This window comes from Mycobacterium sp. TH-M25 (assembly GCF_057473665.1).
The window spans coordinates 1-6,163 of record NZ_JBYCLA010000226.1; the positions used below are offsets into that span (position 1 = coordinate 1).

Below are 6,163 nucleotides of genomic sequence, written 5' to 3' on the forward strand. Positions count from 1 at the left end.
CTCGTCTGCAACGCAAGATGAGACTGGTCGAATCGCCCTATCGCACACCGCAAACACTGGTCGGCGGCCCCCGCAGCGACGCCGCGCTGGCCGCTTCGTCCGGTCGCACGGCGACCACCAAGTCGATGGGTGAGGGATCCACGCAGCATCAGCACCTGGTGCAGACCGAGGTGCCCAAAAAGCTGCTCGAGGATTGGCTGGCGTTGTGGGGCGACCACTACCAGATCGGCGAGACGCTGTCGGTGCGGCTACGCCCCCGGCGCGCCGGCTCCGATGTCCTTGACCTGGGCGTCTACGGCAACGACGCCGACCAACCGGTGGCCAATGTTGTCGTCGACCCGATCAAGGACCGGCACGGACGCAACATCCTCACGGTCCGCGACCAGAACACGTTCGCCGAGAAGATGCGCCAGAAGCGGCTGATGGACGTCATCCACCTGTGGCTGATCCACCGGTTCAAGCCCGAGATCGTGTACTACGTGACACCGACCGAGGACAACATCTACCAAACCGAGAAGATGAAGTCCCACGGCATCTTCAGCAACGTCTACCAGGAAGTCGGGGAGATCATCGTCGCCGATGTCAACCAGGCCCGCATCGACGAGTTGCTGGCACCCGATCGCGAAGCGCTGAAAAAGCTCATCGCCAAACAGGATTAGCCGACCAGGTCGGGATGGAACTTCGCCGCCATGTGGCGAAGTCCGTCCTGCCAGTCCACGGTGCCGGCGCCGACCAGTTCGTGCAGGCGTGACACATCGGTGGGGTTGCCACGCAACGCTTGTGGGCTGACCTCGAACACGGGGTCCTTGCCGATCAGCGAACCGAGGTATCGACACCAATCCTGCAAGCTGACGGTCTGGTCGCCGCACCAGTTGACCGTGATCGCCGGCACCGACGCGGCCTCGAGCAGCTTGGGAATTGTCGCAATGACGTCGTGTTCGTGAATGGGGTTGTAGCTGGCCGGGTCTCCGGCGGGCACCGGGATCGGGATTCCGGCCAACATCATCTCCATGTGGTAAAACGGCCATCCGCCGTTGTCGCCGTAAGGAACGTTCAGCCGGGCGATGACCGTCGGAATCTCCAGCACGCGCGCCATGGTCCGGGCCACGACTTCGCCGGCAATTTTGGAGATCGAATACGTCGGAAACAACGGCTTGTGGTTGTCGCCCAGAGCGGCGCGCTCGGTGCGCGGCTCGTCGTCCGGTGGGTCGTAGACGGCAGCTGACGAGCAGTGCAGGAACGCTTTCGCGGTGCGGCAGTGCGCCATCAGCAGGCCGACCGACTCCGCGTTGGCGCCCAGATCTTTGTCCCAGTCGCCGCTCTTGGCAACCGCCAGATTGAGCACGTAGTCGAAATCGGTTGGCAAAAAACCGAACTCGCCGGCAGCCAGGTTGACCTTTTCGCAGCGGACGCCCGCTTTTTCCAGATCCTCGCGGGCGGCGGCGTTGGTGAAGCGAGCGATGCCCCACACCTCGTTGTCGGCCGCAAGAGCCTTGGCGACGGGAACGGCAACTTGTCCGGTCGGGCCGGTGATCAGGATTTTGGCGTCACGCATTGGCCGATCCTAGGCACGCCGTCGGCGTTGCCGGCGCGGACATCCCGCTGGGTGGGAACAAGCGGACTACACCGGTCGGATTACCCTTGACGCAACTCTCCGCGTCGGCTAGGGCCGCATCTCATAGGTTCCGTCGTAGTCCCGAACCTGCTCCCACACCCGATCGAAGCGGTCGGATTTGGTCACGGGCCTACGCACCGCGGACAGCGCCCAATCCTGCTGTGTCGGGGTGGCACTCGCCTTGCCGTGCAGAGCGACGGCGTACTGCGAGAAGTCGCGGATCTGGACCTCGAAGATCTGATCCACCAGGTCGGCGTCGAGTCCGATGAGGTCTGCTTGCTCCAGGATCAGCTGCCCGTACACCACCAGGGTGAACAGGTGACCGATGACAAGCAGGAAGTCGAGGTCTTTCATCTGCTCAGGGTCGGGCGCCGCGGTCAGCAGTAGCTCCTTGAGAGCGCGGGCCTGCTCATAGAACAGCTCGACGTTCGGGATCTGGGCGTGCTGCTCGTAAACCATTGTCCAGTCGGCGAATTGCACCTTCGACGCGCCGCGCGCTGGTCCCTGAGACCAGAAGAAGGTGTCGTCGGCCGGATCGTTGCGGGTACCGATCTCGGGGTACTCGGCCGGGTTGAGCATGTAGTTGGGCATGAACTTCAGGATCTGCGCGACGTTGACGTGCACGGTGCCTTCGAGTCGCGGCAGCGCGCCGATCAGCCGGGCCACTTCGGAGAAGTAGGTGTTCTTCTCGAATCCCTTGGCAGCCAGCACATCCCACAACAACGTGACCACGGCTTCACCTTCGGAGGTGACCTTGGATTTGGTGACCGGGTTGAACAACAGATAGCGACGGTCGTCGAGGCTGGCGCTGCGGAAGTAGTCGACGGCGCGATCGCTGAAAAGCTTCATCGCGACGATCCGCGAGTAAGCCTCGACGAAACTGGCCCGCACGTGCGGGAAGTCGGTGACCGGGTTGCCATACAGGATGCGGTTGTTGGCATGAGTGATCGCCTCGTAGAAAGCGTGCTCGCACATGCCGATTGACCCCGAGCACAGGTTGAATTTGCCGACGTTGACGGTATTGAGCGCGGCCGAGAAGGCCTCCGGCCCGGTGCACAGGATGTCCTCTTCGTGCACCGGATAGTCGTTGAGCCGAAAGTTGCTGACAAACATCTGCCCGTGCACGACGTTGCCGATCAGTTCGTAATCCTGGTGGCCGCTGTCGGCGACGAACCAGACGTAGCCATCGGCGCCGTCGACGTCGGTGCGGCGCGAGAACACCGACACCATGCCCGCGACGTTGCCGTTGCCGATGTAGTACTTCTCCCCCGACGCGCGGAACACGACTCCTTCGTCGTCGTCCGCTTTCGCGGGGGTGAGCAGCAGGTCAGTGTTGTAGATGTCGGCGCCGTGTTCACGTTCGGACAGCGCAAACGCCATCACGCCGCCGGCCTCGAGTTGCGCGGCTGCCTTTTCTTTGGCCTTGATGTTGTCGCTCTGCCAGATCGGCCCGAGGCCCAGAATCGTCACCTGCTCGGCGTACCAATACGACAGCCCGTAGAACCCGAAGATCTCGCTCAGCGCGGCGTTGCGGGAGGTGTCCCACCGCTTGTTGGGATCGCCGCCGCCATACTCCGACGGGGTCAGGAACGTGGCGAAGATCTTCTCCCGCTTGATGAAGTCGAGGAAGTCCGACACCCACGTCGCCTCGAGGTCGTCGCGGAGCAGCCTGACCTTGCCGCGGCTCTCGAACCAGTCGATCACCGCCCGCAGCTGGCGCTTGGTCTCCGGGTCGAAATGCGACGGGTCGTAGGTGTTCGGATCAAAGAGCAGTCCCATGGGCGTCGAATCTAGCGTTGCAGATCTCGGGAAGCTAACGATTGGCGATCACGCGGCGTGGGAACGGGATGCTGGTGGTCACCCGTGTTGTCCTGACAACCATGTACTCCTCTCTGCCATGCGCCCGGCGCATCGCCGTCGCAGCAGCGGCCTGCGCGGCACTGCTCGCGATCGGCGCACCTCATGCCGCTGCCGATCCGGCCACCGACGCGCTCGGCTTTGTCGACTCCTCGGCACGCTGCACCGCACCCAACACGGCGGTCGCCATCGGCAGCACGGCGAACTCGCGGGTCGCGATCTGTAAGAGTCCGGCCGGCCAGTTCGGCTACCACGGCGTACGGATCAGCGACGGCGCGAAACTGGTCGCCGCGGCCACGGCGGAGCCCGACGGCAGCTATGTGGCCAAGCAGGACGGCGTCACCTACACGGTCACGTCGAGCGCGCTGGTGGTCAGCGACGCCGGCGGAGTGATCCGGCGTGAGCCGATGACCTCCTACCACGGTCCCAAGACCGCGCAGGCGCCGGCAGTGGCCCCGACGTCGACCGCGCAGGCGCCGTTGCCGCCGCCGCTACCCGCCGAAGTCGGCGGCGGCAAGCACTGACTTCGCCGCGACGCGACGCAGGCGGGGGTAAAGGCGGCCTCGGTGCACTATTAATCTGCTGACAGGCGTCCGTCCAAGAAGGTGAGGCCACCCCATGACTACCATCCGAAAAACTTCAGCGGCCGCTGCGGCCGCATTGGGGCTTCTCTCGTTGTCGAGCGCCGGGATCGCGCACGCCACCGAACCGAACTACTTCTACAACAGCGACAACAGCATGCAGGTCTCCTACGGGCAGGGCGGTGGCGCCATCTTCGCCACGGTTGTCGATCTCCGCAACCCGCCTGGCGCAATCGAGGTCTGCCAGTACCACGCCGTGGGAGTCCAGGGCACGCCCGCGCTCCCCTTCAATCGCCAGACGACGGTCACCGGACCCAATCCATCCCCGCCGATCACGATCATCTTTCAACAGCTCGGCGGACACTACTCCGTCGACGTGACTTGTGAAGGCACGGGCAATTCGGCGGCCTTCTCCCCCGTGATCTACTGATCCACGAGTTGCGACACGAGCTGCCCGAAGTCGCCCCCTAACGCCTGAGCAGGCGTTAATGTGCTGGTCGTGAGCACAGGCCGGTCGACCAGCGGGGGCGGTCGCTGGATGGCGTTTGGCGCGACCCTCGCTATTGCCGCGGGCATGTTCTACGCCCAGAGCACCGAGACGCGGTGTTGCGACCGAAAGCCGATGGCGCCCAGCGCCAGCCCGGTAGCTCGTCCACAGCCGGCGCCGCCTCCACCCCCGCACGCGATGCCCCTGCGGCTGGCCAGTCCCGCCGAATTGAAGGCGCTGACGGCTGATGCCCCCGCGGCGGCCCAGAGTTTCACTTTCGCGCTGCCGGCCGGCGTCGCGCCCGAGAAGGGCCTGCAAGTCAAGACCATTTGGGCCGCGCGCGCGATCAGTTTGCTGTTTCCCCAGATCACTACGATCGGCGGATATCGCCAAGATGCGCTGAGGTGGCATCCCGACGGGTTGGCGATCGACGTGATGATCCCGAACTACAACTCCCCCGAAGGCATCGAACTCGGCGACCAGATCGCCGGTTATGCGCTGGCCAATGCCAAACGGTGGGGTGTCGACCACGTGATCTGGCGGCAGAAAATCTATCCCGGCCTTGGCAAGCCGAGCTGGACCGCGAATATGGGCAACGAAACCGCCAATCACTACGACCATGTGCATATCGCCACCGACGGCGGCGGTTATCCGACTGGGCACGAGGCGTACTCGATCGGGTCGATGACGCCCAAGCCACCGGCCTGATCGCATGCCGTATCGGCACAATCGAGGGATGGCCGGCGCTCGCACGATTCTGCACAACACCAACGTGGTCGACGTCCGTGACGGCAGCATCCGTCGCGGCGTCGACATCATCATCGACGGCGCCACCATTACCTCGATCGCACCGGCCCTCGTCAACCACCCCGACCGGGTCGCGGTCGTTGACGCGGGTGGAACCTATGCGGTGCCGGGGTTCTGCGACATGCACGCCCATCCGCTGTCAGGTCGCATCGACCCCGATCCGGCCCTGCGTTTGATGCTTGCCTGCGGCGTCACGGGATTTCGCCAGATGAACGGCTCCCGCTCGCTGCTGGGCGACCGCAGCAATGGCCGGCTACGGCTCCCTGACGACGGCCCCGCGCTGCTGTCGGCGCCGGGCGAAGTCCTGATCCCCGTCAATGCGGGTCGCAAAGACGTTGCGCTGCAATCGGTTCGCCAGCAGGCAGAGGCCGGCGCCGACTTCATCAAAGTCGCCATGGTGACTCCGGAGGTGTTCTTTCCACTCCAAGCCGAGGCCGCGAGGTTGGGCCTGACCACGGTCGGGCATCTGCCCGTCGGAATCGACATCCGGGCCGCCTCGGACGGCAGGATGCGATCGATCGAACACCTCGGGCCCGGCCTAGGCATAGTTGCGGCGTGCTGCGATCATCAGGACTCCATCGAGCGCGCGGTCGCCGGCCGCCCGGCACCGAAATTCCCCCGCGTGCCGCGGCTGCCATTCGCCGCGCGGTTGATGGACGCGCTGACGGCGCGGATGCTGGTCAGAGTGGTGATCAATCCGCTGTTGATGGCCAGATCCGCCGATGCCGAGATGATCGCCGACGCCGGTGATTCCTTCAACGATGGTAAAGCCCGCTAGCTGGCGAGGATTTTCGTCGCCGACCAGACGAGGCAGTG

6 protein-coding genes and 1 pseudogene are annotated in these 6,163 nt (G+C 64.5%); 5 read left to right on the forward strand and 2 right to left on the reverse strand.

Features of this window, described 5'->3' with window-relative positions; genetic code table 11:
• Window positions 1-659: pseudogene (locus AC2VOU_RS07535) on the forward strand (isocitrate lyase ICL2); the annotation flags it as partial.
• On the opposite strand, the gene AC2VOU_RS07540 reads toward AC2VOU_RS07535, so the two are convergent.
• The gene (locus AC2VOU_RS07540) at window positions 656-1,555 is read right to left on the reverse strand and encodes an NAD-dependent epimerase/dehydratase family protein (RefSeq protein ID WP_486956812.1); all 900 of its coding nucleotides are present in this window, start codon (window positions 1,553-1,555) and stop codon (window positions 656-658) included. The pseudogene AC2VOU_RS07535 and the gene AC2VOU_RS07540 sit on opposite strands and share 4 nt — an antisense overlap.
• Before the next feature lie 108 nt (window positions 1,556-1,663).
• Window positions 1,664-3,394, reverse strand: a complete 1,731-nt coding sequence (locus AC2VOU_RS07545) for an acyl-CoA dehydrogenase family protein (RefSeq protein ID WP_486956813.1) — start codon at window positions 3,392-3,394, stop codon at window positions 1,664-1,666.
• Window positions 3,395-3,495: 101 nt separating this feature from the next.
• Here AC2VOU_RS07545 and AC2VOU_RS07550 point away from each other — a divergent pair, with 101 nt between their 5' ends.
• The 4 genes from AC2VOU_RS07550 (at window position 3,496) to AC2VOU_RS07565 (ending at window position 6,125) form a co-directional block, all read left to right on the forward strand.
• Window positions 3,496-3,996, forward strand: coding sequence for a hypothetical protein (locus AC2VOU_RS07550; RefSeq protein ID WP_486956814.1), 501 nt, complete (start codon window positions 3,496-3,498; stop codon window positions 3,994-3,996).
• Between the two features lie 94 nt (window positions 3,997-4,090).
• On the forward strand, window positions 4,091-4,483 hold the full coding sequence (locus AC2VOU_RS07555; RefSeq protein ID WP_486956815.1) for a hypothetical protein: 393 nt from the start codon (window positions 4,091-4,093) through the stop codon (window positions 4,481-4,483).
• Between the two features lie 108 nt (window positions 4,484-4,591).
• Window positions 4,592-5,248, forward strand: coding sequence for a VldE C-terminal domain-containing protein (locus AC2VOU_RS07560; RefSeq protein ID WP_486956817.1), 657 nt, complete (start codon window positions 4,592-4,594; stop codon window positions 5,246-5,248).
• Window positions 5,249-5,276: 28 nt separating this feature from the next.
• On the forward strand, window positions 5,277-6,125 hold the full coding sequence (locus AC2VOU_RS07565; protein WP_486956816.1) for an amidohydrolase family protein: 849 nt from the start codon (window positions 5,277-5,279) through the stop codon (window positions 6,123-6,125).
• The last annotated feature ends 38 nt before the right edge of the window (window positions 6,126-6,163 follow it).